This is a genomic window from Ottowia sp. VDI28 (assembly GCF_049532675.1).
Taxonomy (GTDB): Bacteria; Pseudomonadota; Gammaproteobacteria; order Burkholderiales; family Burkholderiaceae_C; genus Ottowia.
Genome location: NZ_CP149820.1, coordinates 6,137,333 through 6,154,710 on the forward strand (window position 1 = coordinate 6,137,333; position 17,378 = coordinate 6,154,710).

General features: G+C 64.7%; 16 protein-coding genes. 4 read left to right on the forward strand and 12 right to left on the reverse strand.

Annotated elements, in window-relative coordinates:
- The first annotated feature begins 112 nt into the window (after positions 1-112).
- Together WJU18_RS29115 and WJU18_RS29120 are read left to right on the forward strand one after the other, a co-directional pair.
- Complete coding sequence (locus WJU18_RS29115) at positions 113-1,759, forward strand: AMP-binding protein (protein ID WP_423457766.1); 1,647 nt, start codon at positions 113-115, stop codon at positions 1,757-1,759.
- A 28-nt stretch (positions 1,760-1,787) separates the two neighbouring features.
- Positions 1,788-2,573, forward strand: coding sequence for an enoyl-CoA hydratase/isomerase family protein (locus WJU18_RS29120; protein WP_423457767.1), 786 nt, complete (start codon positions 1,788-1,790; stop codon positions 2,571-2,573).
- 13 nt (positions 2,574-2,586) lie between these two features.
- Here WJU18_RS29120 and WJU18_RS29125 read toward each other — a convergent pair whose 3' ends face one another.
- From WJU18_RS29125 to WJU18_RS29165, 9 genes are read right to left on the reverse strand one after another with little or no spacing between them, the layout of a single operon-like run.
- The gene (locus WJU18_RS29125; RefSeq protein ID WP_423457769.1) at positions 2,587-3,030 is read right to left on the reverse strand and encodes a CoxG family protein; all 444 of its coding nucleotides are present in this window, start codon (positions 3,028-3,030) and stop codon (positions 2,587-2,589) included.
- 55 nt (positions 3,031-3,085) lie between these two features.
- Positions 3,086-5,461, reverse strand: a complete 2,376-nt coding sequence (locus tag WJU18_RS29130) for a xanthine dehydrogenase family protein molybdopterin-binding subunit (RefSeq protein WP_423457771.1) — start codon at positions 5,459-5,461, stop codon at positions 3,086-3,088.
- Positions 5,458-5,943, reverse strand: a complete 486-nt coding sequence (locus WJU18_RS29135) for a (2Fe-2S)-binding protein (protein WP_423457773.1) — start codon at positions 5,941-5,943, stop codon at positions 5,458-5,460. Before WJU18_RS29135 ends, WJU18_RS29130 begins: the two co-directional genes overlap by 4 nt.
- On the reverse strand, positions 5,940-6,815 hold the full coding sequence (locus tag WJU18_RS29140; protein ID WP_423457775.1) for an FAD binding domain-containing protein: 876 nt from the start codon (positions 6,813-6,815) through the stop codon (positions 5,940-5,942). Before WJU18_RS29140 ends, WJU18_RS29135 begins: the two co-directional genes overlap by 4 nt.
- Before the next feature lie 54 nt (positions 6,816-6,869).
- The gene (locus WJU18_RS29145; protein ID WP_423457777.1) at positions 6,870-7,463 is read right to left on the reverse strand and encodes a cupin domain-containing protein; all 594 of its coding nucleotides are present in this window, start codon (positions 7,461-7,463) and stop codon (positions 6,870-6,872) included.
- Positions 7,464-7,471: 8 nt separating this feature from the next.
- The gene (locus WJU18_RS29150) at positions 7,472-8,170 is read right to left on the reverse strand and encodes an ABC transporter ATP-binding protein (RefSeq protein WP_423457778.1); all 699 of its coding nucleotides are present in this window, start codon (positions 8,168-8,170) and stop codon (positions 7,472-7,474) included.
- Positions 8,163-9,959: an ABC transporter permease subunit gene (locus WJU18_RS29155; protein ID WP_423457780.1), complete on the reverse strand. Its 1,797-nt coding sequence runs from the start codon at positions 9,957-9,959 to the stop codon at positions 8,163-8,165. The genes WJU18_RS29150 and WJU18_RS29155 overlap by 8 nt, the downstream gene beginning before the upstream one ends.
- Positions 9,956-10,825, reverse strand: coding sequence for a branched-chain amino acid ABC transporter permease (locus WJU18_RS29160; RefSeq protein WP_423457782.1), 870 nt, complete (start codon positions 10,823-10,825; stop codon positions 9,956-9,958). The genes WJU18_RS29155 and WJU18_RS29160 overlap by 4 nt, the downstream gene beginning before the upstream one ends.
- An 18-nt stretch (positions 10,826-10,843) precedes the next feature.
- A complete protein-coding gene (locus WJU18_RS29165; protein WP_423457784.1) occupies positions 10,844-11,959 on the reverse strand; it encodes an ABC transporter substrate-binding protein in 1,116 nt (371 codons plus the stop codon).
- 199 nt (positions 11,960-12,158) lie between these two features.
- Between WJU18_RS29165 and WJU18_RS29170 the strand changes: the two genes are divergently transcribed.
- Positions 12,159-12,830, forward strand: a complete 672-nt coding sequence (locus WJU18_RS29170) for a TetR/AcrR family transcriptional regulator (RefSeq protein WP_423457785.1) — start codon at positions 12,159-12,161, stop codon at positions 12,828-12,830.
- Entirely contained in the window at positions 12,827-14,242 is a 1,416-nt protein-coding gene (locus tag WJU18_RS29175; protein ID WP_423457786.1) for an amidohydrolase family protein, read from the forward strand. Before WJU18_RS29170 ends, WJU18_RS29175 begins: the two co-directional genes overlap by 4 nt.
- A gap of 24 nt (positions 14,243-14,266) precedes the next feature.
- On the opposite strand, the gene WJU18_RS29180 is transcribed toward WJU18_RS29175, so the two are convergent.
- The 3 genes from WJU18_RS29180 to WJU18_RS29190 are packed head-to-tail and all read right to left on the reverse strand — an operon-like array spanning position 14,267 to position 17,375.
- A complete protein-coding gene (locus WJU18_RS29180) occupies positions 14,267-15,568 on the reverse strand; it encodes a four-carbon acid sugar kinase family protein (RefSeq protein WP_423457787.1) in 1,302 nt (433 codons plus the stop codon).
- Positions 15,565-16,833: a ribulose-bisphosphate carboxylase large subunit family protein gene (locus WJU18_RS29185; RefSeq protein ID WP_423457788.1), complete on the reverse strand. Its 1,269-nt coding sequence runs from the start codon at positions 16,831-16,833 to the stop codon at positions 15,565-15,567. The genes WJU18_RS29180 and WJU18_RS29185 overlap by 4 nt, the downstream gene beginning before the upstream one ends.
- Complete coding sequence (locus WJU18_RS29190) at positions 16,833-17,375, reverse strand: VOC family protein (RefSeq protein WP_423457789.1); 543 nt, start codon at positions 17,373-17,375, stop codon at positions 16,833-16,835. The genes WJU18_RS29185 and WJU18_RS29190 overlap by 1 nt, the downstream gene beginning before the upstream one ends.
- Positions 17,376-17,378: the final 3 nt, after the last annotated feature.

The window sequence follows — 17,378 nt, forward strand, 5'->3', positions numbered from 1 at the left end:
GAGTCGCTGGCGCGCCTTCCCCCAGGGGACGCACCCAGCGGCCTGGCAAAGCCAGCTCCGCGGGCACCCCAGCATGGCCTGCTCCGCGGCCAACTGATTTGGAGCCTTGAACATGTTGATTCCGGAAGAATCCGCCACGCTCGGCCAGGTCCTGGCCGAAGCCGCCCGGCGTTGGGGCAGCAACCCGCTCCTGGCGGTGCCAGCCAATCCTGCGCGCGCCTATGCGCCTCAGGGCCTTGAATGGTCGTATGCCGAAGTGGCGGCCCAGGTCAAAACGCTCAGCGAGGTCTACGCGCGCGCCGGTTACGGCGTGGGGCACCGTGTCGGCCTGCTGCTGGAAAACCGGCCCGAGCACTTCCTGCACAAGCTGGCCATGAACACACTGGGCGTGTGCTGCGTACCGCTCAATCCGGATCACCGCCCCATGGAGATGGCCTATGTGATCGGGCATGCGAAGCTGGATCTGATCATCACCCTGGACGCCCTGATGCCTTTGGCGCACCAGGCACTGGCCCATACCCCGCACCGCGCTCCCCTGATCTCCCTACAGGCAGCCTCAGGCGACCTGCCTGCGCCCTTGAGGCCGAAGGAAGTACGCGAAGTGCACGCGGGCGATATCGCCAGCATTCTCTACACGTCTGGAACCACCGGACGCCCGAAAGGCTGTCTGCTGTCCCATCGCTACGAAATCGCGACCGGCCAGTGGTATGCGGGCCGAGGCGGCCTGGTGAACTTTGCGGAGGGCCGGGAACGCATCTACAACCCGCTGCCGGTCTTTCACGTCAACTCTCTGGTGTTCTCGTTCTTCTGCGCGCTGCTCACGGGCAACTGCCAGATCCAGACCGATCGTTTCCAGCCCACCCGCTGGTTCGAGGAGGTCCATTCGAGCCGCGCCACCGTCGTGCATTACCTCGGCGTGGTCGTGCCCATGCTGCTGAACCAGCCCGCTCATCCCCTGGAGCGCGACCATCAGGTGCGCTTTGCCATCGGAGCGGGCGTGGACCCTCAGCGCCATGCCGAGTTCGAAGCCCGCTTCGGCTACCCCCTCATCGAGATCTGGGGCATGACGGAGATGGTGCGCGCGATCTTCGACGCCGATGCGCCCCGTCAGGTGGGCACGCGCGCCTTCGGCCGGACACAACCCACGCTGGAGGTCCGCGTCGCCGACGATGCCGATCAGGACGTGCCGGACGGTACTCCCGGCGAGATGCTGTTGCGCTATTCCGCCGAAACGCCGCGCAGGGACTGCTTCAGCGGCTACCTGGACGATGAGGCCGCCACCGAGCAGGCCTGGCGAGGGGGATGGTTCCACACCGGCGACGTAGTGGTGCGCGACCCTGATGGGCTGCTTCATTTCGTGGAGCGGCGCAAGAACATCATCCGCCGATCGGGCGAGAACATCGCGGCCGCGGAGGTCGAGGCCGTGCTGCAGGCGCATCCCGCCGTGGCACAGGCAGCCGTTCTCGGCGTGCATGACGACGTGCGGGAAGAGGAAGTGCTGGCCTGCGTGGTCCTCAAGCCTGGCCAGCAAGCCCAGCCTGATGCCAACGACCCGCTGGTGCAGAACCTGCTCGCGTATTGCCGCGACGCACTGGCCTACTACAAGGTCCCCGGCTGGTTGTGGTTCACCCGCGAGATCCCCACCACCGGCACGCAGAAGGTGCAAAAGCACCAGCTGTTTCCTGCCGGCACCGATCCGCGCGAAGCGCCGGGAATGATCGATCTTCGCCCGTTCAAGAAACGGCAAGCCTTGCATTGAACCTGCATTGAAACAGGAGGAGCCAGCCATGTCTCAGGACCACGTCCTTGTCCGCCGAGAAGGCGCTGTGGGGGTGATGACCTTCAACCGCACAGCACAGATGAACACCCTGGAGCCGGCCATGCTGCTCGCCATGGAACAGGCTTTGCAGGATCTGGAGAACGATAGCCAGGTGCGCGTGATCCTCGTCACTGGCGGAGAAAGCCGTGTGTTCATCGCCGGCGGCAATATCGCCGACCTCCATCAGCGCGACGCTCTTGCGCACTACCGCGATTTCTCGGTCCTGGTGCACCGGGTGTTTCGCCGTTTCGAGGAATGCACCAAGCCCACCATCGCCGCGGTCAACGGCTGGGCCCTGGGTGGCGGCACCGAATTCCTGCTCACCACGGATGTGCGCCTGATGGCCGAGGATGCCCAGTTGGGACTCCCGGAGATCAAGCTCGGCCTGTTCCCTGGCGGCGGCGGCTCCCAGCGGCTCATGCGGCAGATCTCTCCATGCCAGGCGAAACTGCTGATGTACACAGGCGACTTCATCTCGTCGCAGGAAGCCGTTCAGATGGGCCTGGTCAACCGGGCCGTGCCCTGGGAGCGCCTGCTGCCCGAAGCCATGGCCCTGGCGCAACGGATCGCGGAGAAATCCCCCTGGGCCCTTCGCCTGCTCAAATCCGCCATGACCCAGGGCGCGGAAATGCCCCTGAACGCGGCCCTGCAGCACGAGGCCGTCACTATCAGCCTGCTGCTGGATACCCAGGATGCGCACGAAGGGTGCCAAGCCTTCCTGGAAAAGCGCAAGCCGAACTTCGTCGGCGATTGACCTGCCCGCGGGCTCAGCTGTCAGACAACCTCTTCTCGAAGACGTCGAATAGCTGCGTGATATTGCGCTCCACGACGCCCCGGAAGAGCCTGTCGCCCAGGGAGGCGATCTTGCCGCCAATCTCGACCTCCGCGTCGTAGATCAGCCGGCTTCCGTTCTCGGCCGGCTCGACGCGGATCGCAGCCGCGCCTTTCACGAAGCCGGCCACGCCACCCGTTCCCTCGCCCGTCAGTGTGCAGCTGTCCGGCAAACGGCTGTCGTCAAGCGCCACCTGACCAGCGAAACGCGCCTTGATGGGACCGACCTTGGACACCATGGCGGCGCGGTAAGCATTGTTGCCTGTGCGCTCAAGTTCATCGCAGCCAGGAATACACGCCTTGAGCGTCTCGGGGTCCAACAGCGCACTCCATATCTGGGCGGGCCCGGCGGGAACGATTCTTTCTCCAGTCAATTTCATCAGATTTCCTTGGATGCGCAGGCGCGTGACCGCCATGCGTGCAGCGCCGATGGTGTCACCGGCAGCTCATCAATGAAGAGGGCCTCGTCGTCGAAGGCGTTGTCAATGGCGGATGCGATCGCGGGCATGGCTGCCAACCGCCCCCTTCCCCACAGCCCTTCATGCCGAACTCCGTGTAAGGCGAGGGTGTCTCCACGTGATCAATGGTCAGATCGGGGACCTCAGCCGCCGTCGGCACGCCGTAGTCCGCGAGTGAGCCGGTCAGCAGTTGCCCTTGCTCGTCGAACACGTACTTCTCGTAGAGCGCAGTGCCAATCCCTTGGGCAATGCCGCCTCGGATCTGTCCATCGACCAGCTTGGGATTAAGTACCGTACCGGCGTCATGGACGGCCACATACTTGAGGAAGCGAATCTGGTGCGTGGCTTCGTCGACCTCGACCACAGCGACGTGGCATGCGTGTCCCACGATCGGGTAGAAGATGCCCAGATCCGAGCGATCCGCGTTCGGGCGCGTGGTCAGCGGATGGTCGTAGGTGTACTGGGCAACCAGGCCGCTGTGATAGCGCTCGTCCTCGGGGAAATCGAGACGAAAGCTGTGCGCGGCGCGCGCGATCTCGCCGAAGGTCTTCATGCGCGCGGGATCGGATCTCAGGAAAACCCTCTCGCCCTCGATGTCCAGTTCTTCCTCGGCCGCGGCCAACATGCTCGCGGCGAACATCACCAGCCGCCGGCGCAGCCGCTCGCAGGCACCCGCGATCGCACCGGCCACCATCACGGTGTAACGGCTGCCCACCGGTCCCTTGGACATGAGCCCGACATCGGTCGCCGCGTAGTTGACCGAAATCCGCTCGGGATCCATCGACAAGTACTGCGCGACCAACTGCACCGCCGTGGTCTCCGGACTGTTGCCCCAATGAGGCGCATAGAGCGTCACGCTCACCGTTCCATCGGCAATCATCTTCACCTGAGCGCTCTCAGGGCTCGAAGTCTGCGGAAATGGGGCTTGGGGATCAAGGAACCAAAGTTCGGTCACGCTGAGCACGCTGCGCTCGTTGACGGTAGCCAGGCCGAAGCCGATGCGCTTTCCCCGCGCTCGCGACTCGGCCTTCAGCTTACGCCAACGCGGAAGGTCAGCCAGTTCAAGCGCGCGGTCAAGCACGCGGCCGTAGTTGCCGCTATCGTAGATGTTGCCGTTCGGAATACGCCAGGGAAATTGCTCCGGCTGGATGAAGTTGCGCCGCCTCAGCTCCACAGGATCCGCACACAGTTCCACCGCGGCGGCATCGACCAACCGCTCAAGCACGAAGTTGCCGACTTCGCCTCCGAAGCCCCGGTACGGCGCCTGGTTGGTCTTGTTGGTCAGAACACAAGTCAGGTCGTACTCAAGCGCCGGAATGGTGTAAGGCCCGACAGCCTGGGCCAGCGCATTGCCGTGAGCGCCCGTGTTCATCAGGAAATAGGCGCCGTAGTCGTCGATCACCTTGAGTTGCAGCGCCGTGAACTGGCCGTTTCCGTCGACCACCAGTGCCGCATCGTAGATGCGGTCCGAACCGTGCTGATTGCCGTTGGCCATGTGCTCGGCACGGTCTTCCGTGTACTTGACGGGCCGGCCGATGTGGCGCGAGAGCGCCGCGGCGATCATGGGCACATGGTAGAGCGTGGACTTCCCGCCGAAGCTCCCGCCTACATCGCGCATATGGAATGTCAGTTGCTGCGGCTGCACATGCAGGGAGGCCGCCAGGCGCATACCCAGCACGCCCTGCTGAGACATGTTCGACCATATCGTGAAGCGGCTCTCGGAGGGGTCGTAGTCCACTACAGCCGCACAGGTCTCCATCGGCTGCGGAGACACGCGCGGCCAGCGGAAGCGGCGGCGCACCACACGCGCGCCGGCCGTGGCGAACGCCTCTTTCACCGGCCCCCATGCATATCGGCTGCGGTGAACCACGTTCGAGCCGTGCTCCGGATGCAGCAATGCGTCGCCCGTGGCCTGTATCGATTGTTCGGGATCGACCACGGAAGGCAATGGCTCGTAATCGACGTCAATCAACGCCAGCGCGTCTTCCGCGACATAGCGGTTCACAGCTGCGACCACGGCCACGGGTTCGCCCACGTGCCGCACTTTCTCCACCGCCACGCAATGCTGAATCACCGGTGGCGATGACAGCGTCGGCATCGGCCCGACGAGCTGCTCCAACTCGCGTCCGGTCAGCACCGCGTAAACGCCCGGCAGCGCGCGGGCGCGTTGGGTATCGATCGAGCGGATGCGCGCGTGGGCATGAGGCGATGCAAGCGCGGCTGCATGGGCCATGCGCGGCAGCATGAGATCGTCCGTGAAGCGTCCCCGCCCCAGCAAAAAGCGGGCGTCTTCGCGCCTCGGGACACTGCGGCCCACCCAACCTGCGGATGTTTCACGAGAATCGGCGCTCATGCCTTGATCTCCGCGTTTTCGCGCGCCGCCTCGGCGATCGCGTCGATGATGGTTTCGTAGCCGGTACAACGGCACAGATTTCCCGATATGGCCTCGCGGATCGCCTCCCGGTCCGGCGATCCGCCGGCGCGCAGATACTCGGCCGCAACCATGAGAACCCCCGGCGTGCAAAAGCCGCATTGCAGCGCGTGACAGCGCCGGAAGGCCACCTGCAATGCGGAGAGCTCGCCCCCCGGCCCCGCCAGGCTTTCGATGGTCTCAACGTGGCAACCCTGAGCCTGGGAAGCAAAGGTAAGGCACGAGCGTGCACTGCGGCCATCAATCAACACGGTGCAAGCGCCGCATACACCATGCTCGCACCCCACATGGGTCCCTGTGAGACCCTGCTCATGGCGGATGAAATCACTCAGCAGCATCCGTGCCTCGGCCCGGTGCTCGACAGGCTCGCCGTTGATAACCAATTGAATGGGAACAGTGTTCATGGGGTCTCCGATGGCTCAGCTGCGGCACGGGACAGCGCCCGGATCATCAGCGTGCGGGTAAGGTCGCGCCGGTACTCGGCCGTGATGGCCGCGGTCGCGTTGAACTCAATCGCGCCAACGGCCGCATCAACCGCGCGCGCGATGCATCCGGCATCCGGCACCTCTCCAGCCAGGACTTCCTCGGCTTCCGCTGCCCGTAGTGGCGTGTACGATATCCCCGACATCGAGACACGGGCTCTTTCGCAACGCCCGTCCCGCATCCGCAGGCCGGCGGCCACGGCCGAGATCGCGAAATCGCCTTTGCGCAAACTGACCTCCTCGAATGCGAACCGCTCCTGCGCTAGTGCCGCCGGGATCCGCACTTGCAGCAGCATTTCATCCGGTTCAAGGGCCGTCGTGAACGGTGCGAGGAAGAACTCCGAAGCGGGAATCGCGCGCTCGGCGTCGACGCTGCGCACCATGAACACGGCGTCAAGCGCAAGCATCACCGCAGGCATCTCGGAGGCTGGATCGGCGTGCGAGAGATTTCCGCCTAGGGTTCCGCGGTTCCGGATGGAATGGTGCGCGACATACTCGTAGGCCTCTCGCACCAACGGTGCGTGCTGCGCCACCAGAGCATGCTCTTTCACATCGTTGTGCCGGGTCATGGCACCGATGCACAGCGCTCCATCCCGCATCTCGATGCCATCGAGGCCAGGTACCGCACCAAGATCGATCAGGATCTCGGGTTGCGCGACCCGGAAGTTCATCATGGGAATAAGGCTTTGGCCGCCTGCGAGGAGCTTCGCGTCTCGGTCCTGGTGCTCCCGCAGCGCGCGCAGCGCTTCTTCCAGACTCGAAGTCCGGATGAGTTCAAAGGCAGATGGTTTCATGGGCGTGTCTCGCGGGTGCTGACCGCTTTGGAAAGGAAGCAGCGGTTCGGGTTATCAGGCGCCGAGGCAATCCGGCCCGAACTTGCCGTCGATAAGCACGAACAGCACTTGGCAATGCGCCCCGGAGCGGTTGCTCCACGCGTGATTCGTGCCTCGCTGTACCACCACGTCGCCGGCCTTGACCAATACCTCGCGCTCGTCGAGCACGAGATAGATTTCGCCCGACAGCACGATACCGTAGTCGATCGATTCGGTGCGGTGCATGAACGGGTGGCGTGCGCCAGCCTGGAAGGTCGACGCACCGTGGCCGCCGATGGCGTCAAACGCCGCCTTGGCTTGCTCGCTGTCAAGCGTCTTTACGGCGTCGGATTCAGGAGGAAAATCAACCACCCGCACAACGGAGCCGCCCGCTGGCGGTGCCAAGGGCATTTTCCCCGCCTCCGCGGTCGGGTCGGCCTCATTGCCTATCGGAGCCGGCGTGGCGAAGGTGGTCCACAACTGGGTGCTGAAATAGCCCGGCCGGTGTGGATGGGCAATCACGTTGGGCGCCATGCCGTCACTGGAGACCACGGCGCGTCCTTGTGCGTCATGGCCTGTGACCACGCGGCGAACCTGCCCGTTGCGATACATATTCTGTTTGTTTTCCATGAAATCTTTCAAAGACCGAGATAAGCTGCCTGGATGGCCGGATCGCCAGCCAGATCGGTACTGAGCCCGCTGCGCACCAGGCGCCCGGACTCAATGACGTAGGCTCGATCGGAAACCGCCAGAGCCATCTCGACGTTCTGCTCTGACAAGAGAATCGATAGGCCGCTCTCGCGCAGCGACCGGATGATCTCTGCGATCTGCCGCACGATGATGGGCGCGATTCCCAACGTGGGTTCGTCGAGCATGAGCACGCGCGGACGACACATCAGCGCGCGGGCGATCGCAAGCATCTGCTGCTCACCGCCGGAAAGCGTGCCCGCTGCCTGATCCTGGCGTTCCCGCAACCGCGGAAACAGCCCATACATCGCCTCGATACCCTCGGCAAGATGGGCCGCACCTTCACCCACCGCCCCCAGTTCCAGGTTTTCGCGTACGCTCATGTCGCCGAAAACCTGCCGACCTTCGGGCGAGAGCGCAATGCCGATCGCAGGACGGCGCCAGCCGGCCAGCTTGCCGACTTCACGGCCATCCAGGCAGATCGATCCGCTCGCCTCGGCCATGCCGGCGATGGCCTTGAGCGTAGAACTCTTGCCTGCGCCGTTGGCGCCGACCAGGGCCACGACCTCACCCCGGCCGATGTCCAGATCGAGTCCGTCGACGGCGCACACTGCACCATAGGTGACCTTCAGTTGACGCACCTCAAGCATGCTTGTCCTCCGCGACCCCGCCCATGTAGGCACGCACGACAACCGGATCGCTGCGCACTTCGTCGGGCGTGCCCGCCGCGATCTTCTCGCCATGATGCAGCACCACCACCTGATCACACAGCGACATGATCATCTTGAGGTTGTGATCGATGATGATGATCCCCATGCCCTCGCGCCGCAATGACCGGATCAGGTTGGCCAGTGCCGTGGCTTCGGTATGGTTGAGGCCCGCGGCTGGTTCATCGAGCAGCAGCACGCGCGGGCCGGCGGCCAGCGCGCTCGCAATGGCCAGCATCCGCTGTTCTCCATAGGAAAGGCTCGACGCCAGCGCGTCCGCACGATGGCCCAGCCCGACTCGCTCGATCGCCGCACGCGCATGCGCAGCGCGGTGGGCTTCCCGCTTCAGGAAGCTTCGCGTCCGCACGACGGCGGCAAGCGCATGCTCGGAGGCTGCCAGATGCGTGGCAACCAGCACATTGTCAGCCACCGACAGATCGCCAAAAAGCGTAGTCTGCTGAAATGTTCTCACCAAGCCCAGCCGCGCCATGCGATGCGAAGCTATTCCAGCCACATCCTGGCCAAGCAGCCGGATCTGGCCCGAATCCGGCGCGAAGTACCCGCTCAGCACATTCAGGCAGGTCGTCTTTCCGGCACCGTTGGGACCGATAAGCCCAACCACCTCCGAGGCATGCACCTTCAGATCCACACCGCCGAGCGCGCGCAGGCCCCGGAACGATTTGGCCACGCCTCGCACATCGAGCAGCAGTTCGCCACGTTCGAAGGTTTCGGTCGCGGGCGGAAAAACAGCCTCGAGCCGCCGCTCCTCCTGCGCAGCCGGTGTTGCCGTCAACGTGCGGCGCGACCGCGGTCTCGGCAGCAATGATGCCAAGCCGCCCGGAAGCAGGCGGACAATGAGAAGCAGCAGCAACGCGAACACCGCCAACCGCAGGTCGCCGAGGAAGCGCAGCCACTCGGGCAGCACAGCGAAAATCGCTCCACCCAGCAGCGGTCCGATCAACGTACCCCGGCCGCCCAGAATCACCGCCAGCAAACCGGTTGCCGAATAGACCGGCCCCAACAGATCCGGTGTGAGCACGAGAATCTTGGGAACCAGCAACGCCCCCGCCAAACCCGCGATCCCACCGGAGAGTGCAAGATTCGCCACACGATAGCGCAGGGTGGGGATACCCAAGGATTCGGCCAGCGGCAGCGATTGCCGTATGGCAGTCCAGGCGCGCCCCACCGGGCTGCCCTGCAGGCGCCGGAGGATGAACACGGTCAGCGCCACTGCGATCAGCACGGCACCGAGGAACCCGGCCTGCGGCCCGATGCCATGCCAGCTTCCCGGCAGTGCCGAGGGCATGACCACAAGCCCCATGGGACCCCGCGTCAGATCCACCCAGTTGGCAGCCACCAGACGAAGGATCTCCGCCACGGTGAGCGAGGCAATCGCGAAGTACGCGCCGCCAAGGCGGATGGAAGCCAGTCCGAGCACCGCGCCAAGCAAAACACCAGGCACAACTGCAAGCGGCACGGTCCACCAGAAGTTGAGGCCAAATGCCTGCGTCACGATACCGGCCGTATAAGCCCCAAGCCCAAGAAAAGCAGCGTGGCCAAAAGTGACGTAGCCAAGCGTGCCAAAAACCAGGTTCACGCTCAGGGCAAAGAGCCCGAGAACGGCAGCGTACGCCACCAAGCCGGCATAGACAGGCGACTTGAGGAGAGTGGCCACGAGCATCGAGGCGATCACCGCCAGCACCAACCCGGCCAGAGAGCGATCGCGCATCATCGGGCTGCCTTTCCAAACATGCCTTGCGGCCGCACCATCAGGGTCACGAGCAGTAGGGCATAGACCAGGGCAGTGGTGAAGCCGTCGGAGAGCGCCAGGCCCACCAATGCCTCAGCCACTCCAAGGCCCAGGCCGCAGACCACCGCGCCAGCCACGCTGCCCATGCCGCCGATCACCACCACCACGAAAGCCTTGATGACCACGTTGTGCCCCATGTAGGGAGTGAATTGCGCGATGGGCACCAGGAGGGCGCCAGCCAGTCCCGCGATGGCGGCACCAAGCATGAAGGTGCGCATGCCCACGCCGCGCACGTCGATGCCCACCACCTGCGCCGCGAAGCGGTTCTGCGCCACGGCGCGCATCTGCTTGCCGAAGCGGCTGCGCCGGAGCATGGCCTCGAGCACGGCAATCAGCAGCAACCCCACGACGAACACGAAGATGCGCTGATGGCTGAGGACAACGCCAAATACTTCCTGCGCGCCCTCAAAGCCGCCGACGCCCGCCGGAGCCGGACCACGCACAGCCAGTACGGCATCGGCCAGAAGCAGGCTGACGGCATAAGTCGCCAGCAGTGCATCGGAAAGACCGTCGGACCTGGACAGCAACGGCCCCACCGATACGCGTTCAATCAGCAGGCCCACAGCCGCCATGAGCACCGGCGCCGCCAGCAGCATCACCAGATAAGGCGCGCCGAGCGCCTGCATGCCCACCACCACGACCAACGCGCCGAGCATGTAGAACTCGCCGTGCGAGAAATTGATGACATGCAGCACACCGAAGATCAGCGTGAGCCCGAGGGCGACGAGGGCATAGGCCATGCCCGCACTCAACCCGTTGACGAACTGCTGCGCAATCAGCTCAACCATGACTGTCGGTCCGCTCGATCAACGCTTGTCGACGATCATCTTGCCATTCTTGACAACCAGCGGCAGCAGGCCGCCGTTGCTTGCCTGGCCAGTGGCGTCGAAACTCAAGCGTCCGCGCGGCGTCTCCCACGACTCCGCGTGCAATGCCTTCGCGATCTTTGAGGTATCGTCGGCCGTGCCGGCCTTCTTCATGGCTTGCGCGGCCAACCAGATACTTTCGAAGCCCAGAGCCTCGATCTTCTCGGGCGCTTCCTTGTATTTGGCTTCGTAAGCCTTGACGAAGCGTTGGTTGAGCGCGTTGTCCAGCGAGGTGACGTAGATGTCGGCGCTGAATGAACCTTCGGCGCCCTTGCCGCCAATCTGCACCCCCCGCGAGTTCAGGAAACCTGGCAACACGCAGCGGCGGGCATTGACTTTCAGTTCGTCCAACAGGCGCAGGATATTCCCCCATTGCTCCATGTTCGAACCCGCCAGGCACACGGTGTCGGCTCCCGACGCCTTGGCCTTCGTCACCAGTGTGCTGAACTCGGACTGAGTCATTTCATACGTGTCCGCCATGACGACGCGAGAGCCCAGAATGCTCTTCATGCCATCGATGGTCACGCGGCCCAGATCGCTGTTCTCGGCGATGACCGCTACCTTCTTGACATTGCCGTCCGCCTTGAGTTCCTGAACGAACTTGCTGTCCATCTCCGTGGTGGAGTTCAGGCGGAACACCTTGTCATAGCCGCTCTTGGTGAGGTCCGGGTGCTTGGGGACGGCGGAGATGAAGACCGCATTGGATGCACGCGCGAGTTGCAGAGTGGCCAGCGCGACCGTGCTGCTGATCTCGCCCACGATGACCTTGACCCCGTCCTGCGTGAGCAAGCGCTGCGTCGACGCGACACCCTCATTGGCTTGGAAGTTCGTGTCATAGACCACCATCTGCACTTTTCGGCCACCCAGGATGCCCCCTTCGCTATTGACGAAATCAACCGCCAATTGAGCCCCCTGCACCAGTTGCTTGCCGACCAGTGACTTGGTCGGGCCGATGAAGCCGATACGCACTTCGTTCGATTGAGCGCTCGCCCCCGCCACGGTACCGAGCAAGGCTGCCGCGACGCACAGTTGGCGGCGCAATGCGATGAATTTCATGAGGTCTCCTTAAGTGCGGCTGCACCATGCAGCCTTCGAACGCCGCGCAGTGTAGGCAAGCGCCTGAAAAAAGTCAATCACTTGATTAACCCAAGTGATTCATTCAAATGATTAACTCAACCAATTTAGTCATTTGATTGATTTTTTGAGATGACCTCTCTACACTCCAGGATATTTCGGGTCCTATCATCTCGATCCCATGTCCAAACCCACGTCAAGCACCACGCCCATCAGCAAAGACATCCAGACGTCGGAGCGCATCCTCCTGGCCGCGGAAAAGCTGTTTGCGGAGAAAGGCATCGGTGCCGTATCCCTACGCTCCATCATGGCGGAGGCACAGAGCAACACCGCGTCCGCGCACTACTACTTCCGCTCCAAGGAAGGCGTACTGAAAGCCATCTTCACCAAACACGGTGCCGCCATGAATGCTGAGCGCAATGCGCTGCTGGATGCCTGCGAGAAGAAGCCCGGTGAAGGCATCGCGGCCATCCGCCGCCTGATCGAGGCATTCATTGGTCCTGCCATCCGCCTGCGCGAGAGCGCGGACGGGCGCAATTTCGACCGCATTTCCGCCTTGTGCTCCGTCGATCCCACGCCTGGCGTGCGTGAAATCGTGTTCGAGACTTTCGACGCGGTGGGTAAGCGCTTCTCCGGATTGCTGCGCGCGGCGTGCCCGCATCTCACGAACGAGGAGTATTACTGGCGGCTGCACTGCCTGTTTGGCTGCATGATGTACGTGCGCGGACACAATGGCCGTGTCGACCAGCTCGTGCCTTCCGATCCTGCCAGCGCCTCCGCCGCGCTGGTGCTGGATCAACTCACCACTTTCATCGCCGCCGGCATGAAGTCTCCTTCCCGGATGCCCGAATGACCTCGACCCCTCCCACTCGGATGCTGATCCGGGGTGCGACCGCTCTCACGCTCGCGCCCGGCCGGCCTCCCTATGAAAAACTGGACGTCCTGATCGAAAGCGGCCGCATCGCCGCGATCGGTCAAGACATCCCCGCAGGCGACGCCCAAGTGCTTGACGCATCAGGGCAACTGCTGCTGCCCGGCTTCGTCGATACACACCGCCATAGCTGGCAGACCGGTATCCGCGGTGTCGCCGCCGACTGGAGCCTGATGGAGTATGTGCGCAACATCCGGATGGGTTACGCGCGCGCCTACCGGCCGGAAGATGTGCATGCCAGCGTGCTGGTCGGTGCACTTGAAGCCATCGATGCCGGAATCACCTCGATGTGCGACTTCTGCCACATCATGAACAGCCCGGCCCATGCCGATGCCGCCGTGGACGCCTTCAGCGCCAGTGGTATCCGGGGCATCCTGAGCTATGGCTTCTATGACGTGCCGCTGGAGCAACCGGCTTTCTGCTCCCATGCCGAGCGGCTCGCCGATGCGGCCCGCATGGCGCGCACTTTCGCGTCGCGGCCGGCGGGCGTCATGGCCTTGGGCACTGCGTTGACCGAGGGCGGGCTCGTCACGAGCGAGCAAACCGCCGCCGAGGTCAAGGTATCGCGCGATCACGGCCTGCGGATGACAGCCCATATGGGCACGCTTTCCACGCCCGACACCGTGGGGCGCATGAATAATGCCGGGCTGCTGGGCCCCGACATCCTCCATGTCCATTGCAACTTCTCAAGCGATGAGGAGCTGGCGCAGATTCGCGACAGCGGTGGCGCCGTGTCGGTCACACCGGAAACCGAACTGCAGATGGGCATGGGCTTCCCCGTGACGGGCCGACTCCTGCGCGCAGGCTTGCGGCCCTCGCTAGGCATTGACATCGTCTCGGACTATTCGGGCGACATGTTCTCCCAGATGCGCATCGCGCTGCAGACCGAGCGCGCATTGCGCAACGAACCCATACTGCGCGAGCGCAAGATGCCAGCCACCGTTTCGCCGACGGTTTTCGACGCTCTGCAGTTCGCCACCATCGACGGCGCCGCCGCCATGGGCCTCGCGCACGAAGTGGGCAGTATCGAAGTCGGCAAGGCTGCCGACCTCATCACGCTGCGCACCGACGGACTGCACTACATGCCGCCAGCCGAGCCTGTCGCCGCCGCCGTCCTGCAGGCCCGCGCCTCAGACGTGTGCCACGTCATGGTCGCAGGCAGACTGCTCAAGCGCGATGGCCGGCTCGTGGGCTGGGATCTCGCGTCACTTCGCGCCCGCATCGGCGACAGCGCCAGGCATCTGCGCGACACCGTGGCCAGCCAGCCGGCCGTCAGCACATCGACGACCTCAGCCTATTCTTCGGCAATCGCCAGCATCGTCGACCAGCACTGACCGAAGCTCGGCGGCGGCAACGCGTCATCTGGCTGCCGTACCGTGCACCAGGTCCTCGAACAGGGCCTCACCGCCCATCTGGCCGCCCTTGAGCATGAGCTCCATGCCGTCGAGCGCGGTGCGTTCGCTGTGCAGCCGGCATAGCGCCACGCCCGGCGCCAGACGGCCCAGGTGCGACAATCCCCAGGCATCCAGCGCCTGTACCGCATGGCTGGAAGTGTCTCCGCCCGCCACGCCAATGCGCGGCAGCGGGACGCGCGCCAGCACCTGTGCCAGCAGCTGGCCGGTGGCCTGCGCAATGCGGCGGCCGTCACCTTGCGCCTCTTGCTCGTCGTCCGTGCTGACGATCAGCACATGGCGGCCAGCCTGCAAGTCGGCCACGGCGGCGTCGGCCGCGGCCGTGCGAGCCGTCTCGGCAAGCAGATGCTCTGGAGGCACCGTATGGCGCACGAAAGACCGGGCGGCCGCCACCTGCCGCGCCGTCAACGGCGACAGGCTGCCTGCGACGCCGAGCACCGGCGCGCGCGCCGGGGCGATTCCAGCCGGCGCCCGGACCATGCGGCCATCACCGAGGGCATCGACCACGCTACTGGGGCCGACGGCGAGCAACGTGGCATCAGCCGCCACGCGCCGCAACAGCCCGCCGAGCATCCGCAGCTGCGGAGCGTCGGCTACATCGAACAGCACCCCCGCCGGCCCCGAGGCAAGCGATGCATCGAGCGCCGTTTGCAAGGATGCGGGACCGCCTTCGTGGGCTGTCCATGGCAGCAGAGCGAGCGGCGCCAGGCCTTGGGCGGCCAGATGCCACCGAAGGTCGGCCTCACCCATGGGCGTGACAGGGTGCCGGCTCATGGTCGGATGGCGGTCGATGCGGAACACCTCTCCGCCCGTGCCCGCGGCGGCAAAAAGCTGGCCGAACAGGCAATAGCGGCCAAGCTGCGGCTGCCCGCCCACGATAGCAGTCCATGGCACGCCGGCCGCCGGCCGCAGCGCGGCGACGGCGGCGCCAATGCTGCCGACATCAGGCGCACTGTCGAAGGTGGAACACACCTTGTAGTGCAACACGCGAGGACGCAGGCGTTGCGCGAGCGCGGCGATGGGAGCCAGTTCCGCGGCCATCTCAACCGGCGGCATGGAACGGGCGGCTCCGGCGATGCCCACCGCGTCGAGCGGTCCGGCGCGCTCCAGCAAGGCGTCATCGGGCACCCGCAGGAACAGCAGGCTGCGCAGGCCGCCTTCGGCCGCGGTGGCCAGCGCGTCAGTGGCGCCTGTGAAGTCGTCGCCGTAGAACAGCAGCGTGGGCGGCTGCGCGCCAGTGGCCGTCATGCGCGGCCGAAGAAAGCCAACGCGTTTGCCAGCTCGGGATGCGCGCGTGCCGCGCTATCCAGCGTGTCACCCGCGCGTACCGCATCCCAAGCCTGGCGGATGCTGGCGACACCGGCGGCAGGGCCATCCGGATGGGCAAGGATGCCCCCGCCCGACATGAACAGCAGATCATCTCGCTGAACGGCGGCCCACGTCGCCGGTACCGTGCCAGCCCATTGGCCCGAAGAGAAAGCGGGCATCACTGTGTCGTCCAGCCCTTCGGCCAGAGCGGTATAGCAGTCGCGCGCGCCATCGATCACCTCGGCGTCCGATTGGGAGAACTTGCCCTCCAGCCCATGCACGTGCATATGGTCCACGCCGGCCAGGCGCCACAGCACCTGGTAGGCCTGATAGCCCATGCCCAGCATCGGATGGCGCGACAGCGCACCGAAGCCGTTGCGGTGGCCATGCAATGCCAGCGGTGTATGGCGGCGCAGCGCCTGGATGGCCGAGTAGCCGCACCAGTTGAGACTGGCCATCACGCAACTGCCGCCTTCGCGCTGCACCAGATCCGCGTGGCGGCGCATGTCGTCCACCTCGTCGGTAATATTGAATGCCACCATCACGTGCTTGCCGGTGCGCTCCTGATGCGCACGCACCACCGCCATGACAGCGGGCACGCGCTCGGCCAAAGGCGCATGGTCTGGATCGGCGCAGACTTCGTCGTCCTTGATGAAATCCACCCCGGCAGCGCACAGGCGCCCCACGAGCTCGGCCGTCTGTGCGGCCGAAAAGCCCACATTGGGCTTGATGATGGTGCCCACCAGAGCCCCGCTGGACACACCGGTCGCGGCGCGCGTGCCCACGATGCCTACGCGCGGGAGCTCGAAACGCCGGCGGTAGTGGGCCGGCACCCGCAACGTTTCCAGCCGCATGCCCGTGCTTTCGCCCAGGTCGTAGAGGTTACCGGCCACTGTGGCAGCCAGCGTCGGCAGGTTGGCTCCGATGTTGGCCACCGGGAAAGACAGGTGCACGCGCGCGCGTTGCCAGGGGCCACGGTGGCCCTGGCGTTCCAACAGCGCATTGGGCAGGCTGGGCGCATCCACGGTCTCCAGCGTCTCCACGCGTTCCACGATGGCCCGTGCACGGGCGCGCAGCGCATCGGTCTCGCCCTCCACCCGCTTGAAGGTGCCGCAGGACTGCTCGCCTGCCATGACCTCGGCTACCGCCGCGGGCACCAGCGGCGTTTCGATCAGATAACTGGCGTGGACGCGCTCGCTGGACATCAGAGTTTGCTCAGGTCAGGAAAAGGGCGCACGGGGTCGGTCTTGCCGTCCCAGTTTTCGGAAGACTGCCGGATCAGATCGAACATCTTTCCCTTCGGGCCGGCGACCTCCGACAGCTCGATCACCGTGCCGGGGTGGTACTCCGTATCGAAGTACACGAAACGCCCGCGCTCACCCACTTCGCCGCTCATCACCGGTTTGAAGCCCTCGCTCAGCAGCCGCGCCAGATCAGCGTCATAGTGGCTGGTCCAATAGGCCACATGCTGCAAGCCAGTGCGCCCGGCCTGCAGGAAGTCACGGTACATCGAAGGCACATCGTTGCGGGTCTGGATCAGTTCGACCTGCACGAAGCCGGAGTTGGCCAGCGCCACCGAGTTGTGCGGCTCGTAGGCTTCGCCTTTGTAGCGGTAGTTCTGGATCGGTACACGCGGGTTGTAGAACCAGGGGCCTACACCCAGTGTGCGGCTCCAGTAGTCCATCGCGGCCTCGATGTCGTTCACGACATAGCCAAGCTGGCGAATCTCGCCAAAGAAACGGCTCATGGT